At 74.1% G+C, this 16529-nt stretch carries 11 protein-coding genes; 9 read left to right on the top strand and 2 right to left on the bottom strand.

The window, feature by feature from the left end; translation table 11 throughout:
* Nucleotides 1–151: 151 nt before the first annotated feature.
* The 7 genes from FHX78_RS20830 (at nt 152) to FHX78_RS20800 (ending at nt 12048) form a co-directional block, all read left to right on the top strand.
* Entirely contained in the window at nt 152–1531 is a 1380-nt protein-coding gene (locus tag FHX78_RS20830) for an ABC transporter substrate-binding protein (protein WP_145868940.1), read from the top strand.
* Nucleotides 1532–1538: 7 nt separating this feature from the next.
* Nucleotides 1539–2885, top strand: a complete 1347-nt coding sequence (locus tag FHX78_RS20825) for a carbohydrate ABC transporter permease (RefSeq protein WP_167531809.1) — start codon at nt 1539–1541, stop codon at nt 2883–2885.
* Nucleotides 2882–3787, top strand: a complete 906-nt coding sequence (locus FHX78_RS20820; RefSeq protein ID WP_145868939.1) for a carbohydrate ABC transporter permease — start codon at nt 2882–2884, stop codon at nt 3785–3787. The genes FHX78_RS20825 and FHX78_RS20820 overlap by 4 nt, the downstream gene beginning before the upstream one ends.
* 147 nt (nt 3788–3934) lie before the next feature.
* Nucleotides 3935–6202, top strand: a complete 2268-nt coding sequence (locus FHX78_RS20815; RefSeq protein WP_145868938.1) for a bifunctional glycosyltransferase/CDP-glycerol:glycerophosphate glycerophosphotransferase — start codon at nt 3935–3937, stop codon at nt 6200–6202.
* Nucleotides 6203–6354: 152 nt separating this feature from the next.
* Nucleotides 6355–8556, top strand: a complete 2202-nt coding sequence (locus FHX78_RS20810) for a bifunctional glycosyltransferase/CDP-glycerol:glycerophosphate glycerophosphotransferase (protein ID WP_145868937.1) — start codon at nt 6355–6357, stop codon at nt 8554–8556.
* Nucleotides 8557–8563: 7 nt separating this feature from the next.
* On the top strand, nt 8564–10780 hold the full coding sequence (locus FHX78_RS20805; RefSeq protein ID WP_145868936.1) for a bifunctional glycosyltransferase/CDP-glycerol:glycerophosphate glycerophosphotransferase: 2217 nt from the start codon (nt 8564–8566) through the stop codon (nt 10778–10780).
* Nucleotides 10777–12048 carry a hypothetical protein gene (locus tag FHX78_RS20800; protein WP_145868935.1) on the top strand — a complete coding sequence of 424 codons (1272 nt, stop codon included), beginning with the start codon at nt 10777–10779 and terminating at the stop codon, nt 12046–12048. The genes FHX78_RS20805 and FHX78_RS20800 overlap by 4 nt, the downstream gene beginning before the upstream one ends.
* An 82-nt stretch (nt 12049–12130) precedes the next feature.
* Here FHX78_RS20800 and FHX78_RS20795 read toward each other — a convergent pair whose 3' ends face one another.
* The gene (locus tag FHX78_RS20795; protein ID WP_145868934.1) at nt 12131–12799 is read right to left on the bottom strand and encodes a TetR/AcrR family transcriptional regulator; all 669 of its coding nucleotides are present in this window, start codon (nt 12797–12799) and stop codon (nt 12131–12133) included.
* A 57-nt stretch (nt 12800–12856) separates the two neighbouring features.
* On the opposite strand from FHX78_RS20795, the gene FHX78_RS20790 reads away from it, so the two are divergent.
* Complete coding sequence (locus FHX78_RS20790; RefSeq protein ID WP_145868933.1) at nt 12857–14302, top strand: MFS transporter; 1446 nt, start codon at nt 12857–12859, stop codon at nt 14300–14302.
* Nucleotides 14303–14478: 176 nt separating this feature from the next.
* The gene (locus FHX78_RS20785; protein ID WP_145868932.1) at nt 14479–16038 is read left to right on the top strand and encodes a hypothetical protein; all 1560 of its coding nucleotides are present in this window, start codon (nt 14479–14481) and stop codon (nt 16036–16038) included.
* A 30-nt stretch (nt 16039–16068) separates the two neighbouring features.
* Here FHX78_RS20785 and FHX78_RS20780 read toward each other — a convergent pair whose 3' ends face one another.
* The gene (locus FHX78_RS20780) at nt 16069–16482 is read right to left on the bottom strand and encodes an organic hydroperoxide resistance protein (protein ID WP_145868931.1); all 414 of its coding nucleotides are present in this window, start codon (nt 16480–16482) and stop codon (nt 16069–16071) included.
* Nucleotides 16483–16529 lie beyond the last annotated feature (47 nt).

The raw sequence follows: 16529 nt of genomic DNA, 5'->3' as shown, positions 1-16529 counted from the left end.
CGCGGTGACGCCCGGTCACGACGTGGTCACGATCGCGGAGTTGACGCGGGACGCGGTCTTGCCACCCCCACCCCCCGGGCGTAGACCAGAGCGCAGGGGACAGCGCTGGACGTTCGACGAAGTACGACGACGTACGAAGAACGGGGCAGTGATGCGCAGGACGAGCCAGATCATCCGGATACGCGGGGGCGCCAGGGCCGCCGCGGCCCTCGCCGCCGGAGTGCTCGCGGTCTCGCTGACCGCGTGCGGCGGTGGCGACGACGACAACGGCGGCGACAAGGACAAGGGCGGCGGCGGGGCCGGGAACACCGTCACCCTGCCCGAGCTGGACGGCGCGAGCCTGGAGGTCGCCGCCGTGTGGACCGGCGCGGAACAGGCCAACTTCAAGAAGGTCCTCGCGGAGTTCGAGAAGCGCACCGGCGCCAAGGTGACCTTCGTCCCCGCCCAGGACCCGATCATCAACTTCCTCGGCTCGAAGATCGCGGGCGGCGCCCCGCCGGACGTGGCGCTGCTGCCGCAGCCGGGCGCCATCAAGCAGGCCGTGGAGCGGAACTGGGCCAAGCCGCTCGGCGCCAAGGCGCGGGCGGAGCTCGCCGAGAACTACTCGCGGGGCTGGCAGGACATCGGCACGGTCGACGGCAAGCAGTACGGCGTCTACTACAAGGCCGCCAACAAGTCGCTGATCTGGTACAACGCCCAGGTCTTCGAGAACGCCGGCGCGGCCGAGCCGAAGACGTGGGACGAACTGCTCACCGCCGCGCGGACGGTGTACGACTCCGGGGTCACCCCGTTCTCGGTCGGCGGCGCCGACGGCTGGACGCTGACCGACTGGTTCGAGAACGTCTACCTGTCCCAGGCGGGGCCGGAGAAGTACGACCGGCTGGCCCGGCACGAGATCAAGTGGACGGACCCGTCGGTCAAGGAGGCGCTGACCACGCTCGCCGAGATCTGGGGCAGGAAGGACTACGTCGCGGGCGGCGCGTCCGGCGCGCTGCAGACCGATTTCCCGGCGTCCGTGACCCAGACCTTCACCGGCGGCGACCAGCCCAAGGCCGGCATGGTCTACGAGGGCGACTTCGTGCAGGTCAACATCGGTGAGACCGAGGCGGAGGTGGGGACGGACGCCAAGGTGTTCCCGTTCCCGGCGGTCGGTGACGCGCCGCCCGTGGTGTCCGGCGGCGACGCGGCGGTGATCCTGGAGGACTCCGAGGCGGCGCAGGCACTGGCGACCTTCCTGGCCTCCCCGGACGCGGCGCGCATCCACGCCGGGCTGGGCGGCTACCTCTCGCCGAACAGGAACGTGCCGGACTCGGCGTACCCCAACGAGATACAGCGGAAGATGGCCAAGGCGCTGATCGACGCCGGTGACGACTTCCGCTTCGACATGTCCGACCAGGCCCCGCAGGCCTTCGGCGGCACCCCCGGCAAGGGCGAGTGGAAGGCGCTGCAGGACTTCCTGAAGAACCCCCGGGACGTCGCGGGGGCGCAGGCGCAGCTGGAGGCCGACGCGGCCGCGGCGTACGGGAACTGATCCGGCGATGGCGTCGGACACGGCGGCGGGGCCCGGCAGGGCCCCCGCCCCTCCCAGGTCGCGCGGGAGCGTCACCGGCACCCGCACCACCGTGGCGGCGCTGTTCCTGCTGCCCGCGCTGGTGCTGCTCGGTGCGCTCGTGGTCTACCCGATCGGGTACTCGGTCGTCCGCAGCTTCTACGACCAGTCCGGTGACGGCTTCGCCGGACTCGACAACTACCGGACCCTGTTCACCGACGACGGCATCCGCACCGCCCTGAGGAACAACGTCGTCTGGGTGGTGTTCGCGCCGACGGTCGCCACCGCACTCGGGCTGGTCTTCGCGGTGCTGACCGAACGGGTGCGCTGGGGCACGGCGTTCAAGCTGGTCGTCTTCATGCCGATGGCGATCTCGATGCTGGCGGCCGGCATCATCTTCCGCCTCGTCTACGACCAGGACCCGGACAAGGGCGTGGCGAACGCGGTGTGGGTGGGGGTGCACGACACCTTCGCCCAGTCCTCGGCGTTCCCCAAGGCGCACCCGGGCCGCGAGTCGCCGCTGGAGCCGGCCGGCGGGGGCGCGTTCGTCACCAAGGGGACGGTGAGCGCCGGTGACACGGTCGCGCTGCCGCTGGTCGGTGTCGCCCCGGACCTGATGCCGGACGACGCGCGGCGGGCCGCGGCGCCGAAGCCGCGGGACGGCCGGATCACCGGCACCGCCTGGCAGGACTTCACCCGCGGCAAGGGCGTCGGCACGCTGAACGGCGTCGACGCCGCCGAACTGGGCTATGCCGGGATGAAGATCGAGGCCGTCAGGGACGGCAGGGTGGTGGAGACGGCCACGGCGGGCGCCGACGGCACCTTCTCCCTGTCGTCCCAGGCCGACGGCGCGAAACTGCGCCTGCCGGCGGACAACTTCAAGGCGCCGTACAACGGCCTCGACTGGCTCGGCCCGTCGCTCGTCACCCCCGCGATCATCGGCTCGTACATCTGGATGTGGGCGGGCTTCGCGATGGTGCTGATCGCGGCCGGGCTCGCGGGCATGCCCCGGGAGCTGCTGGAGGCCGCCCGCGTCGACGGCGCGAACGAGTGGCAGGTGTTCCGCAGGGTCACGGTGCCCCTGCTGGCGCCCGTCCTCGCGGTCGTCACCGTGACCCTGATGATCAACGTGCTGAAGGTGTTCGACCTGGTCTTCATCATCGCCCCGGGCTCCACCCAGGACGACGCCAACGTCCTCGCGCTGGAGCTGTACCGCAAGGGCTTCTCCGAGGACCAGCCCGGCGTCGCCAGCGCGATCGCGGTGTTCCTGCTGCTGCTGGTGATCCCGGTGATGTGGTTCAACATCCGCAGGCTGCGGCGGGAGGTGCGGCGATGAGCGCGGACACCGGCGCGGCGGGCGCACCGCCCGTCGTCGCGGTCACGGCGGAGCGGTCGCTCGGCGCCCGGCTCAGCGGCTGGGTGAGCCGCGGCGCGGTGCGCGTCTTCCTGGTCGTCGTGGGCCTGTTCTGGCTGGTCCCGACGGTCGGCCTGCTGCTGGCCAGCCTGCGCACCCCGCGGGACATGGCCGCCGACGGCTGGTGGAAGGTGTTCACCGAGCCCTCGCAGCTCACCTTCGGCGCGTACGAGACGCTGCTCGAGAACGAGGACATCACCGGCTCGCTGCTGAACACGGTGTACATCACCGTGCCGGCGACCGTGCTGGTGGTGGTGATCGGCTCACTGGCCGGTTACGCCTTCGCCTGGATGGAGTTCCCGGGCCGGGACTGGTGGTTCCTGGCCGTGGTGGGGCTGCTGGTGGTGCCGGTGCAGGTGGCGCTGATCCCGATCGCCGAACTCTTCGGCACGCTGGGCCTGTTCGGGTCGGTGGCCGGTGTGGTCCTCTTCCACGTCGGTTTCGGGCTGCCGTTCGCGGTGTTCCTGCTGCGGAACTTCTTCGCGGAGATCCCGAGGGAGCTGCTGGAGGCGGCCCGGCTGGACGGCGCGGGCGAACTGCGCCTGTTCGTCCGGGTGGTGATGCCGCTGGCCGGGCCGGCGATCGCCGCGCTCGGCATCTTCCAGTTCCTGTGGGTGTGGAACGACATGCTGGTCGCGCTGATCTTCACCGACTCCGGGAGCCAGCCGGTCACGGTCGCCCTGCAGACCCAGGTACGGCAGTTCGGCAACAACGTCGACGTCCTGGCGCCCGGCGCGTTCATCTCGATGGTGATCCCGCTGGTGGTGTTCTTCGCGTTCCAGCGGCAGTTCGTGTCCGGGGTGATGGCGGGTGCCGTGAAGTAGCCCGTGGGCGGGTCGCGTTGAGGGGCGGGCCGGTCCAGGTCCGCCCCTTCGTGTGACGGGGGTCCCCCGTATGCCGCAGGCGGCGTAACCAAGTCGGGGCGGCGGCCGTTGCCGGGCCGAACGCCCGCACCGACCGTTGGATGCCTCTTGCCCAGGTTCAGTGTCATTGTCCCCGCGTACCAGGTTCAGGCGTATCTGCACGCATGCCTGGAATCGGTGCTGTCCCAGTCGTACCCCGATCTCGAACTGATCGCCGTCGACGACTGCTCGCCGGACGCCTGTGGTGCGGTGATCGACGAGTTCGCGGCCCGCGACCCGCGCGTACGGGCCGTGCACCTGCCGGAGAACGCCGGTCTCGGCCCGGCCCGCAACGCCGGGATGGAGCGGGCGACCGGCGACTACCTGGTGTTCCTGGACGGCGACGACACCCTCACCCCCGACGCGCTCCTCTCCCTCGCCGACCGGCTGAAGGAGACGGGCGAGCCGGACGTCCTGGTGTACGACTACGCGCGCACGTACTGGTCGGGCGAGGCCGTGCGCAACCGGGTCTTCGCCGAGCTCACCGAGGACGGGCCCGCGCCGTTCCGCCTGGAGGACCGGCCGGGCCTCCTCAACCTGCTGATGGTGGCCTGGAACAAGGCCTACCGGCGGGAGTTCGTCCAGCGCGCGGGCTTCACCTTCCCGCCCGGCTACTACGAGGACACCCCGTGGACGTACCCGGTCCTGATGACGGCGGAGTCGATCGCCACCCTGGACCGGGTGTGCGTGCACTACCGGCAGCGCCGGGCCGGCGGCATCCTGCGCACCACCAGCGCACGGCACTTCGAGATCTTCGACCAGTACGACCGGGTCTTCGCGTTCCTCGACGAGCGGCCCGAACTGGGGCGCTGGCGGCCGGTGCTGTTCCGCCGCATGGTCGACCACCTGGTGACGGTGTACGCGCGGCGGGACCGGCTGCCGCGCGGGTCGCGCGCCGCCTTCCTGCGCCGGGCCCGCGCCCACTACCGGCGCCACCGGACGCCCGGCGCCCCCGTCCCCGCGCGCGCCCGGGTCCACCACACGCTGGTCCGCTTCGGGCTGCACCGCACCTACCTGGCGCTCCGGCTGGCGGCCGTGCTGCGCCGCAGGGCGGCCCGGCTCGCGGGGAGGCTGCGGCGGGCGCTGCGCCACGGCGCCCTGCGGGCGCACTACCGCCTCCAGCGGCTGCTCCCGCTGCGCACCGACCGCGCCGTCTTCACGGCCCACGGCGGACGCGGTCACGGCGGCGACCCGGGCGCCCTGGAGGCCGCGACCCGCGCGCTCGCCCCGCACATCCGCACCGCATGGGTGGCCCGCCCCGAGCACCACCACACCGTCCCGGCCGGCACCCGCCGCCTCGTGCCCGGCACGGCCGCCCACTGGACCGCGCTCGCCCGGAGCGCGTACCTGGTGACCGACACCGACGTCGATCCCGGTCTGGTCAAGCGCAAGGGCCAGGTCGTCGTCCAGACGCGGCGCGGCACCCCCCTCGGACACACGGGCCTGGACCTGCTGGAGCGCCCGGCGGCGTCCGGGGGCACCGACTTCGCCCGGCTGCTGCGCAACGTCGACCAGTGGGACTACGTCGTCTCCCCCAACCGGCACGCCACGCTGACCTGGGAGCGGGTGTTCCCCGGCCGCTACACCACCCTGGAGTACGGCCGGCCCCGCACCGACCGGTTCCACACGGCGACCGCCGACGAGGTGGCGGCGCTGCGGGAGTCGCTGGGCGTCCCCGAGGGCTCGGTGGCGATCCTGTACGCGCCGGCCCACCGCGACTACCGGCGCACCCAGCGCCGGCTGCTCGACCTGGAGCGCGTGGTGCGCCGTCTCGGCCCGCGGTTCGTCGTGCTGGCGCGCGCCCACCACCCGCGGGGCGGACCGCTGGAGGCCGCCTCCGACCGGGTCGTGGACGTCACCGGCCACCCGGACGTCACGGACCTGTGCCTGGCCTCGGACGCCCTGGTCACCGACTACGCGTCGCTGATGTTCGACTACGCGGGCCTGGACCGGCCGATCGTCCTGCACGCCGAGGACTGGGAGGCGTACGAGGCGGCCCGCGGGCTCTACTTCGATCCGCGGACCTCCCCGCCGGGCGCCGTCGCGGGCAGCGACGACGAACTGATCGACATCTTCGCCACCGGCCACTGGTGCGGCGCCCGTTCCACCCGGCTGCGGGCGGAGTTCCGCGAGCGGTTCTGCCCGTACGACGACGGCCGGGCCGCCGAGCGGGTCGTCCGCCGGGTGCTGCTCGGGGAGAGCGTTCCGCCCCCGGCCGTGCCGCCCGCCGAGCGCCGCCCGGTGCCGTCGGCCGCCGCCGGGTCCGCCGCGCCGTCACTCGCGACGGTGCCGCCGCAGCAGCCCGCCGGGCTGCTGACCGTCACCGATCGCGGCTGACCGCCGTTTCCCCCTCGGGAGTTCCCATGCCCCCCGGACCGTCGCGGCCCACCCCGCCCCGGCCGCCGACCCGGCGGCCGGCGGGGCGGCCCGGCCGGCGCCCCGCCCGCTGAGGCGGCCGGCGCCACGCCACCCCCTACGGAAAGAGCAGAATGCCCCGCTTCAGCATCATCGTCCCGTCCCACGGGGTCGCAGGCCGGCTGGGCCAGGCGCTGGACTCGGTCCGCGCCCAGTCCTTCGGTGACTTCGAGCTGATCCCGGTCTGCGACGCCCCCGGCTCCCCCGCGGCCGATGTCGCCGCCCGGCACGCCGAGCGGGACTCCCGGGTGGCGCCGGTGCACGCGCCGCCGTCGGCCGGGCTGGCCGGGGCGCGCAACGCGGGCATGCGGGCGGCGACCGGGACGTACCTGCTGTTCCTCGACGGCGACGACGTCCTGGTCCCGGGCGCGCTGGCGGCCCTGGACGCGCGCCTGACGGAGACCGGCCAGGTGGACGTGCTGCACTTCGCACACGAGCGCGCCCCCTGGTGGGAGGGCGAGCCGACCAACCCGGCGGCCCCCGTGCTGGCGCACACCCCGGACGACGCCTTCGCCCCCGAACAGGTGCCGCACCTGACCGGCGTACGGCTCCCGGCGTGGAGCGCGGCCTGGCGCCGCGCCTTCGTCACCGAGCAGGGGCTGGCCTTTCCCGACGGGCATTTCACGGACGTCGGCTGGGGCGGGCTGGCGATGCTGGCGGCGCGGCGGGTGGCGGTGCTGCGGTCGGTGGTCGTACGGCATCTGGTGCGCCGGCAGGGCAGCCGCCTGAACCTGCCCGGGGAGCACCACGCGGAACTGCTCGACCAGGCCGAGCTGGTGCTGGAGCGGGCCGCCGAACTGGGGCTGTCCGCCGACCGGTCGGGGCCGCTGTTCGACCAGCTCTTCGCCGCCGTGCTGAAGACGGCCGCCCACCCCCGGCGGCTGCCGTCGGGCCACCGGGCCTTCTTCCGCCGGGCGAGCGTCCTGTACCGCCGGCACCGCCCGGCCGGCCGGCGCCCGCCGGGCGGCAGCCTCGGTGTGCAGCACCGGCTGCTGGCGGCCGGCTCGTACGCGGCCTTCGCCGCCCTGCGCGGCGCGCACCGGGCGGCGGGCCGGGCGGCGGCCGCGGTGCCGCGTCCCCGGGGCCTGCGCACCCGGCTGCTGTACCGGATGCACCTGCTCCGCCCGCTGGATCCGAACCTGGCCGTGTACTGCGCGTACTGGGGCCGCGGCTACGCCTGCAACCCGGCCGCGATCCACGCCCGGGCCCGTGAACTCGCCCCGCACCTGCGCTCGGTGTTCCTGGTGGAGGCCGGGCAGGAGCACACCGTGCCGGACGGCGTCGAGTACGCGGTCATCGGCAGCCACCTCGCCTGGCGGCTGCTGGCCCGCGCGACGTACCTGGTCAACAACGCCAACTTCGCGGAGGGCGTGGTCAAGCGCCGCGGCAGCGTCCACCTCCAGACGCAGCACGGCACCCCGCTGAAGACCATGGGCGTCGACCAGTCGACGTACTCGGTGGTGGCCGCCGCGACCGGCAGCTTCACCCGGCTGCTCGGCCGGGTGGACCGCTGGGACTACAACCTGTCCTCCAACCCGCACTCCACCCGCGTGTGGGAGCGCGCCTTCCCGGGCTCCTACGAGCAGCTGGAGTACGGCTATCCGCGCAACGACGCGTACCTGACGGCCACCGCCGACGACGTCGCCCGGATCCGCGCGGAGCTGGGCGTGCCGGAGGGCAGCACGGCCGTGCTGTACGCGCCCACCCACCGCGACCACCGCACCGGCTTCGAGCCCGGCCTCGACCTGGAGGCGTTCTGCGAGGCGGCCGGCGAGGACGTCGTGGTGCTGCTGCGCGCCCACTACTTCTACGACCGGGGCGGCCGGCGCGCGGGCGGCCGGGTCATCGACGTCACCGCGCACCGCTCCTCGGAGGAGGTGTGCCTGGCCGCCGACGCGCTGGTCACCGACTACTCGTCGATCATGTTCGACTACGCCAACCTGGACCGCCCGATCGTGGTGTACGCCGACGACTGGGACGTCTACCGGGAGATCCGGGGCGTCACCTTCGACCTGATGGCCGAGCCGCCCGGACCGGTGACCCGCACCCCCGACGAGCTGGCCCGCGTGTTCCGCGACGGCTCCTGGGCCGGGGCGGAGTCGGCCGCGCTGCGGGCCCGTTTCCGGGAGCGGTTCTGCACGTTCGACGACGGCCGGGCCGCCGAACGGGTCGTGCGCCGGGTGCTGCTCGGCGAGCCCCCCGCGGCGCTGCCGCCCGTGATCCCGCTCGCGGAGCGCGTCCCCGCCCCCGCGGCCGCCACCCTGGTGAGGAGCTGACGAAGCAGTGCCCCGCTTCAGCATCATCGTCCCCGTCCACAAGGTGCAGGGCTATCTGCACGCCTGTCTCGACTCGGTGCTCGGACAGTCGTACCGCGACATCGAGGTGATCGCCGTCGACGACCGGTCACCCGACGGCTGCGGAGCGATCCTCGACGACTACGCGGCCCGCGACGAGCGGGTCCGGGTGCTGCACCTGCCGGAGAACGTGGGGCTCGGACCGGCCCGCAACGCCGGGATGCCGCACGCGACGGGCGACTACCTGTTCTTCCTCGACAGCGACGACACCCTCACCCCGGGCGCCCTGCGCGCGCTGGCCGACCGCCTGGAGGAGACCGGCGACCCGGACGTGCTGGTCTTCGACTACGCCCGCACCCACTGGTGGGGCGGCACCCGCCGCAACGTGCTGGCCCACCTGCTGGCCACCGAGGACGTCTTCACGGCCGCCGAGCGGCCGCAGATCCTCGACCTGCTGATGGTGGTGTGGAACAAGCTGTACCGCCGGGACTTCGTCGAACGGGAGGGCTTCGCCTTCCCGCCCGGCTACTACGAGGACACGCCCTGGACCTTCCCGGTGCTGCTCAGCGCGGAGCGCATCGCCACCCTGGACCGGATCTGCCTGTACTACCGGCAGCGCCGCCAGGGCAGCATCCTGTCCACCACCAGCCGCAAGCACTTCGACGTGCACGAGCAGTACGCGCGGGTGTTCCGGTTCGTCGACGACCGCCCGGCGCTGGCGCACTGGCGGCCGTTCCTGCACGCCAAGATGGGCGAGCACTGTCTGGACATCCTCGCCAAGCCCGACCGTCTGCCGCCGTCCGACCGGGCCGAGTTCTTCCGCCGGACGGCCGAGCTGTTCCGGGCGCACCGGCCCGAGGGCGTCCGGGTGCCGGCCGGGCTGCGGGTTCTGGAGGGCGGTTACTCCCGCTACCTGCTGCGGCGGCAGGCCGGGCGGGCGGGCCGGGAGCTGGGGCGGCGGGCCCGGCAGGCGCGCACCGCGACGGCGGAGCGGGTGGCCCGGGGCCGGTCGGCGCTGAACCTGCACCGCCCGCTGGACCCGGAGCTCGCCGTGTACTCGGCGTTCTCGCACCGGGGCGTGCTCGGCGACCCGGCGGCGATCCACCGCGCGGCGCGCGAACTCGCCCCGCACATCAGGGGCGTGTGGGTGCTGGCCGGTGAGGAGCAGGCCGCCGGGCTGCCGCCGGACACGGAGTACGTGCTCCTGGACTCGCCCGGCTACCGCAGGGTGACCGAGCGGGCCACGTACTTCGTCAACAACGTCAACTGGCCCGGGGCGCTGGTCAAACGCCCCGGCAGCGTGCACGTCCACACCCATCAGGGCACCCCGCTGAAGTACATGGGCGCCGATCTGCTGGACAAGCCCGGCGCCCGGCACGGGGTCGACGTCCCGCGGATGCTGCGCAGGGCCGACCGCTGGGACTACAGCCTGGTCGCCAACCGGCACTCCGAGCTGGTGTGGGAGCGGGCCTTCCCCTGCCACTTCACCTCCCTGCGCACCGGCAGCCCCCGCAACGACGTCCTGGTCGGCGCGGGGGCGGACGGCGGACGCGAGGTCCGCGCGCGGCTCGGCGTCCCGGACGGCCACACGGTGGTGCTGTACGCGCCGACCCGCCGGGACTACCGCAGGGGCGGGCTGGTGGAGCGGATCGACCTGGCCCGGTTCGCCGCCGACCTGGGCGAGGGCCGCACCCTGGTCGTGCGGCTGCACCCCTCCCTCGCCGGGGGGCCCGCGCGCGGTCTCGGCCTGTCGGAGCTGCACCGGCGGGGCGTGCTCGTCGACGCCACGGACGAACCGGAGGTGCAGGACGTGCTGCTCGCCGCCGACGTCCTGGTCACCGACTACTCGGCCCTGATGTTCGACTACGCCCTCCTGGACCGGCCGATCGTGATCCACGCCGACGACTGGGACGCCTTCCGGGCGAGCCGGGGCGCCTATGCCGACATCACGGCCGAGGCGCCGGGCCACGTGTCCCGCTCCTACCGCGAACTCGCCTGGCTGTTCGACTCCGGGACGTGGCAGGACGAGGAGGCGGCACGGCTGCGGTCCGCCTTCCGGGAGCGGTACTGCGAGTTCGACGACGGCCGGGCCGCCGAGCGGGTGGTGCGCACGCTGATGCTGGGCGAGCCGCCCGCCGGGCCGCCGGCCGGCCCGGCCCGGGTGCCGTCCCAGGCCACCGCCCCCGACCTGTTGATCCCGTCGTGAGGCCGCGCACCTGGGTCCTGCTCCTGGCCGCGGTCTTCGCGGTGCTGCAACTCGCCAACGTCACCGGCCGCGACACCCCCGACAGCAAGAACTACCTGTCGTACGCCCTGAGTCTGGGCGGCGTGGACAAGCGGGCGGCGGCGGCCGCCACCATCGACCACTTCTGCGCGGGCCGGGCGGCGATCGCGCACCGCGCGCAGAACGTGGACGTGGTGCGCTTCCACGCCCCGGACCCCGCCCCGCGGGTCCTCGCGGAGTGCCGGGAGCAGGAGTGGCGGCAGGTGGAGGCGCGGCTGGCGGCCGGGCAGACCGGCGGGCACACGGTGCCGTTCATGCCGGAGCGGTTCATGCGGATCTTCGAGGTGCGGCCCGGTTATCCGGTGGTCCTGGCCCCGTTCGTGAGCCTGTTCGGGGTGACGTGGGGGGTGTGGTCGGCGGGGGTGGTGATCACCTGTGCGGGCGGGGTGCTCGCCTTCCTGGTGCTGCGCGCCCTGTCGGTGCCCGTGCCGCTCGCGCTCACCGGGCAGGCGCTGTTCCTGGTCCTGCCGTGCGGGACGACCGCGATGCGCCCGATGACGGAGGGGCTGCTGCTGGTCCTCACCCTGGCCGCGCTGTGGGGCTGTGCGCTGGCGCTGGAGGGGGGCGGGACGCGGAAGGGGGTGGCGGTGGTGGCCGCCGCGCTGTGCGCGCTGTTCGCCGTCAAGCACTCGCAGGCGCTGTTCCTCGGGCTGTGCCTGGCGGGCGCGGGCGCGGTGACCGCCGTACGGCGCCGGTGTCGGGGCCTGCCGCCGGTGGCGGTGGCGGGGGCGGTGGCGCTGGCCGGGGCGGGGTGCGCGGGTGCGCTGGGCGCGGTGCTGCTGGCCCGGCTGCTGCACTTCCCGTCGGTGTCGGAGAGCGTGCAGGACCTGCTGACCGATCACTTCGCCCGCCCCGACCGGGAGCGGCCGTGGCAGGAGTTCTTCCAGCTGCAGGGGAACTTCTGGACGGAGTGGCTGCGGCGGCAGCTGTGGGAGCCGCTGTTCCTGGCGGCGCTGGCGGCCGGGGCGCTGGGGGCGCGGCGGCGGCCGGTGTTCGGCGCCTTCCTGGTCGCCGCCGCCTGCACGGGCCTGCTCAACCAGGCCGGGCACCCGGACATCAACATCTGGGGCGACCGGCTGGTGACCGTGGCCTGGCTGCTGCCGGTCCTGGGCGTGCCGCTGCTGCTGGAGCCGTGGGTGCGGCGGGTGGTGGTGCCGGCGCAGGGGGCTCCGCTGGGGCTGGCGCACTGAGGGCGTTCGGGGGCGCGGGACACGGGCGCCGTTGACGAGTGGCGGACCAAGCGGCGAGCAACCGCCCGTGGCGACGGTGCCGTCAGCGGCCGGCGAGCAGGCCGGCCACCAGGGCCCGGAGCCCGTCCAGGTAGGTGTCCTCGCCGGTCAGCGATGTCCAGCGGTCCGCGACCTGCGCCAACCGGGGCAGCTCGCCCGGGTCGAGATTGCCGAAGACCTGCTCCCGATAGGTCGCACGGCCACCGTCCGCGCTCCGTCGGGCGGCCGTCGTTCGGACCACGATCTCTCCGGCTGTGTAGTACCAGATCGCGCGGTACCCGTGCACGGCCTGCTCGGGGGAGAGTCCGCACTCGACCAGGCCGTCGACCATCTGCTCGACGAACCACAGCGCGGACGCCGACATCAGATCGTCGGCGGTCAGCACGTCCACGGTCCAGGGGCACGCGGCGAGCGCCTCGTGGATCGCGGCGGCGGCGACGACGACACGCTCGCGGGGGTGGGCGGGCGGCTCGGGCCGGCGCAGCGCCCGCGCGGCATAGTCGTCCAGCAGCAGGACGAGCAGTTCTTCCTTGTTGCGGACGTGGTGGTACAGCGCCATCGGCGTGCTGCCGATCTCCGTCGCCAGCCGCCGCATGGTCAGCCGGTCCACGCCTTCCTCGGTGACGATCCGGCGGGCCGTCCCGATGACCTCCTCACGGGAGATGCGGGGAGGTCGGCCAGGGGATCTGCGCGGTGCGGACGGCTGCGGCATGGCCTCATCATTCCCCAGGCATCGACAGCAGCGATCCCCTGGGGTTAATTTATTTACATGTATAAAAACTTACCCGGGCGCCCCGGGGTGGTGCTGGCGGCCGCTGCCGTCGCCCAGTTCGTCTTCGCCCTCGACATGTCGGTGGTCAACGTCGCCCTGCCGGCGATCCGCACCGCACTGGGATTCGCGCCGCTCGATCTGTCGTGGATCGTGCACATCTACGCGCTCGCCTTCGGCGGACTCCTCCTCCTGGGGGGCCGCGCCTGCGACCTGTACGGTCACCGCCGGCTGTTCGTCGGGGGCCTGACCTTCTTCGGGCTGTGCTCGCTGGCGGGCGGGCTGGCCCAGGAGCCCTGGCAACTGATCGCCGCCCGCGCCGGACAGGGCGTGGGCGCCGCCGCGGCGGCCCCGGCCGCGTTGGGGATGCTCACGACCACCTTCGCCGAGGGCCCCCGCCGTGTCCGGGCGCTCGGGGTGTGGAGCGCGGTGAACGCCGCAGGGGGAGCACTGGGACTACTGGCGGGTGGCCTGCTGACCGAGTACGCGGGCTGGCGCTGGGTGATGCTGGTCAATGTGCCCGTCGTGGCGGCGGCTCTCGCGCTGGTTCCGGCAGGCGTGCCGGCCGGACGGCCCGACCGGCGCGAGCGGCTGGACGTGCTCGGCGCGGTCCTGGCGACCGGCGGAATCGGGCTGCTGGTGTTCGGCGTCGTCCGCACCGAGACCCGAGGATGGGGATCCCCGGCCACCGTGGCGACCCTCGCCACGGCCGCCGCGCTCCTGGCCGCCTTCCTCCTCGCCGAGTCCAAGGCCCCCGCGCCGCTGCTCCGCCTCGGCCTGCTGCGCAGTCGCTGGGTGGCCGGCGCCAACATGCTGGTGTTCCTGGCCGCGGCCGGGCAGTTCACGGCGTTCTACTTCCTGTCCCTGTACATGCAGCAGGTCCTGGGCATGGGTGCCGCGGCGACCGGCACCGCGTTCCTGCCGTTCTCCGTGAGCCTGGTCGCGGGCACCGTCCTGGCGACCCGCGTCACCGCGGCCCGTACCCCCCGAGCGGCCCTGGTGCCCGGCGCTTCGCTGGCCGCCGCGGGCCTGGCCTGGTGCTCCTTCATCAGCCCCGGCGGCGGCTTCGTCACCGACGTGCTCGGCCCCAGCGTCGTCATCGGCGTCGGCGTCGGACTGGTCCTGGCCCCCGTCGCCGCCGCCGCGACCACCGGCGTCACCTCCCGCGAGGCCGGCATGGCCTCCGGCCTTTTCAACAGTTCCCGCCAGCTCGGCGGCTGCGTCGGCCTGGCCGCCCTGGCCACCGTCGCCGCACTCCGCACCGGCCCGGCCACCGACCCCACCGCGCTCAACGACGGCTATGCCCTGGGCCTCGCCGTCACCGCCGGCCTCTTCGTCCTCGCGGCAGTGGTGGCGATCGGGGTGTTGCCCCACCGCCGGACCGGTACACCCGACCCGCAACCCGCCGCCCCCGCGGAGAACCGGCTGGAAGAAACGCCGTCATAAGGAACGCCGTCGTAGTGAGACCCGCATCCGGGTAGGACCGAACGCCGTCGGGGGCCGCGGCACCCCGACACCGGCCGACCACCCGCGTCACTCGATGAGGTGATGCGAGGTCAAGCCCTTGACCTCGGCGGGAACATACGGCAAATGCCTCAGACGCTTCCCTTCCGCACCACCCGATGAGCGCCGGCGTCCTCGTCCGGCGGACCGTGGGCGGCGCCACGGCGCTCCGCGGCGGCGGGGCCTGGCGCCCCACCCCGTACCAGTTCTTCGGCTTCCTGTTCTGGCTCGTGATGTCACTGGCGTACTGGAGGGTGCCGCTGTGCTGCGACGCCGGGCAGCACGCGGCGGTCGTCGAACGCCTGAAGGACGATCTGCTGCGTCCCCGGCATCCGACGGCCGACCTGCCGGGCGCGGGCAGCCCCTACTACTCGCCGTTCGCGGTGACGCAGGCTGTGGCCGCCCGGCTGACCGGGCTGGGCGGCTGGGAGGTCCTCCGGCTCACCGGGCCGCTGAACCTGCTGGTGCTGCTGACCGGGCTGGGCCGCTTCGTGCGCGTGCTGACCCCGCGCCCGTGGGCGCCGGTCCTGGCGCTCGCCGCGATGACGCTGCTGTGGGGCGTGGAGCGGGCCTGGTGGAGCGGCTACGCCAACCTGATGGCGCTGACCGGCAATCTCGCCTACCCCTCGGCGTGCGCGATCGGGCTCGCCTTCTGGGCGTGGGCGCTGACGGGGGCGCGGGCCCGGCACGCGGAGGGCGTGCGGTACGTGGGGCCGGGCGGGCTGCGCCCGCTGTCCGGGTACGCGGCGCTGGGCGCGCTGTACGGGCTGATCCTGCTGGTGCACCCGATCACGGCCGTCGCGGCGGCGCTCGGGGCGGTGGCGCTGATCGCGGGCGGGCAGCGACGCTGGGGGCCGGCGGTCGCCGGGCGGTGGGCGCTGACCGGGGCGGTGGCGCTGACGGTGGCCGGGTGCTGGCCGTACTTCGACGTGTTCGCGCTGGCCGGGGACACCGGTGTGGACGCGATGCACCGGCGGCTGTACGCGGACCTCGCCGGGCACTTCGGGCTGGCGCTGCTGGGGCTGCCGGCGCTGTGGCTGCGGGCGCGGCGCACCTCGTGGCGCGATCCACTGGTGCTGATGTTCGTCCTGGACTGCCTGGTGGTGGCGTACGGCTGGGTCAGCGGCCACTACACGTACGGCAGGATCCTCGGGCTCACGCTGGTGCCGTTGCAGTGCGCGCTCGCGGTGGAGCTGGCGGCGCCCCGGCCGTGGCCGGTGTGGCGGCGGCTGCTGGGCGGGGCCGCGGCGGCGGGGGCCTGCGCGGGGTTCCTCACCGTGCACGCGGGGGCGGTGGTGCCGCCCGCGCTGGACCCGGTCGGATTCGCCCGGCCGCCGGACTGGCCCGCGTACGACTGGGCCGCGCGGTACATCGGCCGGGGCGAGGTGGTGATCACCGACGGCTACTACGCCGTCCACGCGATCGCCGGGCACGGGCCGAACCTCGCGGCGCCCGCCTGGCCGGACGCCTCGCTGGACGAACGGGAGCGGCTGCGGCGCGTGGCCGACGTGCGCGCGTACCTCGATCCCGGTGCGACCCGCGCCGAGCGGTCCGTGATCGTCCGCCGGTACCACGCGCGCTGGCTGCTGCTGACGCCCCGGCAGCGGGTGCCCGAGGAGGCGGTGGTGGTGGCGTGGAGCCGGCGGACGGGGGAGGTGCTGGCGCGGGTCGGGGGGTGAGGGCGGCGGACGGCGGGCCGCCGTGCGGGATTACTCGATGACGAGGTCGACCGGGATGTTGCCGCGGGTGGCGTTGGAGTAGGGGCAGACCTGGTGGGCCTGCTCGACCAGCTTGCGGCCGGTCGCCTCGTCCAGGCCGTCGGGCAGCTCGACGCGCAGCGTGACGGCGAGCGCGAAGCCCTCGCCCTGCTTGCCGAGGACGACCTCGGCGGTCACCGCGGCGTCGCTGACGTCGACCTTCGCCGCCCGGCCGACCACGCCGAGGGCGCTGCCGAAGCAGGCCGCGTAGCCGGCGGCGAAGAGCTGCTCCGGGTTGGTGCCCTCGCCGTTGCCGCCCAGCTCCGCCGGGGCGCTCAGGCCGAGGTCCAGCTTGCCGTCGGAGGTGACGGCGCGGCCCTCGCGGCCGTGGGTGGCGGTGGCGACAGCGGTGTAGAGCGCGTCCATGGGAAGACCTTCCCTCTCGATTCGTGTCATGGCTCGGCCGGGCCCGG

This window comes from Streptomyces capillispiralis, from assembly GCF_007829875.1.
Taxonomy (GTDB): Bacteria; Actinomycetota; Actinomycetes; order Streptomycetales; family Streptomycetaceae; genus Streptomyces; species Streptomyces capillispiralis.
Note: the sequence above shows the minus strand (reverse complement) of the source record. Positions and strands in the feature narration are given on the sequence as shown.